General features: G+C 21.5%; 1 protein-coding gene and 1 pseudogene. Both read left to right on the forward strand.

All coding sequences use genetic code 11. From position 1 onward, the window contains the following. Positions 1-500, forward strand: a pseudogene (locus B2G44_RS00795) (transposase); the annotation flags it as partial. Between the two features lie 1,296 nt (positions 501-1,796). Beyond that, positions 1,797-1,991: a hypothetical protein gene (locus B2G44_RS00800; protein WP_078122965.1), complete on the forward strand. Its 195-nt coding sequence runs from the start codon at positions 1,797-1,799 to the stop codon at positions 1,989-1,991. The last annotated feature ends 360 nt before the right edge of the window (positions 1,992-2,351 follow it).

The following is a 2,351-nucleotide window of genomic DNA, read 5'->3' on the forward strand; positions in this document are numbered from 1 at the left end:
CAAGATTTTATGACTACTAAACCGCTCCAAAAACTTTTTACAGATATTACTTATTTTAAAACAAAGCAAGGATTTCTTTATTTTTCTTGTATTATTGATACTTTTAATAACCAAATAATCGCTTCACATGTTTCCAATCAACAAAATCAAGATTTAGTTTTAAAGACAATTAAAAAAATCCCCCAATTAAAACCCCTTGTATCATGCATTCCGATCAAGGAACAGTTTATCAAACCAAAAAAGTCCAACAAACTTTAAGAAAAAAAGGGTTTTTAATCAGTATGTCGCGAAAAGCTAACCCCCGCGATAATGCTGTGATTGAAAACTTTTTTGGCCAAATGAAAACGATTTTACAAAAGCAACAGCCTTTTTTATTAGAAAAATCTCCTAATAGCATGAAAAAAATAATTAATCAATTTCCCCAATTTCGGAATACATAGTGAATTTTAAAGAAATTAAACTATGCCACACCAATTCAATATATTCAAAATCGCAGCTAATTTTTGAATGTCATTAATCTTACCTGAAAAAGGTTACTTTAGTGCGCTTTTTTTAAAGAAAAAAGTTAAACTAATAGCAAATTATCATTTTCTTTTCATTTTGTTATCAGGTTTTTTCTCTTTTTTTAGTTAACTATATAGTGAGGATGATAAAATATAAAAAAAAATATCTTTTGAAACAAAAGAATTATCAAAAAAAAGTTTAGACACTTTTTTAATTTCACAAAATATTTCTTTGTTTCGGAAAGATAGGAAATTATGAACTTATTTTTTAGTCTTCAAGCATAATTTTTAAATCAAAAATTTTCTAAAAAAATGGAAAATTTCATTATTGATAATTTATCTATTTCAGATCTTAAAATTTAATTTTTTCTTAAAATAATTGGATGAATAATATTTACGAAGAATTTGTTGTTTTTGACTTATGAATAAATTTGACCAACATAAATTCAATTAGATTCCCGATTATGTTTCGATATTAAAAATAACAAATAATAAATAAAAATTAAATTAAATATTTATATTTATTTTTATTTATTATTGAATTTAAGTTTATATTTTTAAAAAACTTTCTAATTGAATATATAATTTCAATCTGTTTGTGGATTTTTTTAATTAATATTTAAAATTTTTCAATTAATAAGATTTTTTTGTTTAAAAAAAATATTCTATTTTTTTAAAATTTAATCAGTATCACTTTTTTTACATTTTCATTTGATAAAAATGATAACAATTTTAATAGGTTTATACCAATAAAACTAATATTTATAATTATTAAATTATAAATACATCTATATTATGTAATTTAAAATTAAAAATAATAAATAAATGATAATTATGTGAATTAATTATTATAATTTATTTTTTAATTTTTAAAAATCATATTTATTCATTATTTTGTTTTTTTATAAAGTTAATCTTGTCTTGATTTGGATCAAAAATAATTAAATGATTGATGTTTTGATGAGTTATTTTTATATGCGATTGAAAAATATAATTATTTATTTTTAAATTTAAATTAGATAATTTTTACTAAATTTCGTTATTAATATTAAAATCCAATATTAACGAATAATAATCCATTGATTTTAATATTTAAATTTTTGCTTTTTTATATAAAATTATTAATTTTATTATTTATTAAAATATATATTATATGGAATTATTTAAAATTTTAAAATTAATTTTTATATTTTTGTAATTTTATAAAAATTTTAATTTTTTAAAAAATAATTGTATTTTATTTGATAAAATTTTATCGGAAATAAATTATTTTTCCAAAAAAAGAGGTTAAAAATGAATTTTAATATTAAAAAAAACAAATTATCGAATATTTTTATAATTTTTGGGATATTTTTAGTTTGTATATTGCACATGAATATTAAAAATAATAAAGTTTTTGCTATAAAAATTATACATCCAAACAATATTTTTAAAATAGAAACAATAAGAAAAATAATTGTTTTGAAGTGGGCGCCAAAAGAGGCCTAAATTTCGTGCTATCTAACCAATAGCCAGAGCCGATAAACTCTGAAAGGATATGGTTGGTTTGGCAAACGAAAGAATGTCAAATTATAGCAGACCATAAAAGCGGGTTGCGACGAAAGCAAATTAGTCAAGAAGACTCCGCCACCTAATAATTCGATGGACAAGCCTGAGATGGCCTAAGAAGGTAATTGATGTAATAACAAAACCTGTTCGGAAGTTGCTTAGACGGACAGTCCAGAGCCTACTAATATATATCTTAAGTATTGAGTAGTTTATCAAATCAGAAAACCTGGAATCAGCCTCCCAAAAGAGGATACTTCCCCTAAGGAATTAAGGTAGAAATTTAGAGTAACTTGGAGAATC

This window comes from Candidatus Phytoplasma citri (assembly GCF_002009625.1).
Taxonomy (GTDB): Bacteria; Bacillota_I; Bacilli_A; order Acholeplasmatales; family Acholeplasmataceae; genus Phytoplasma; species Phytoplasma citri.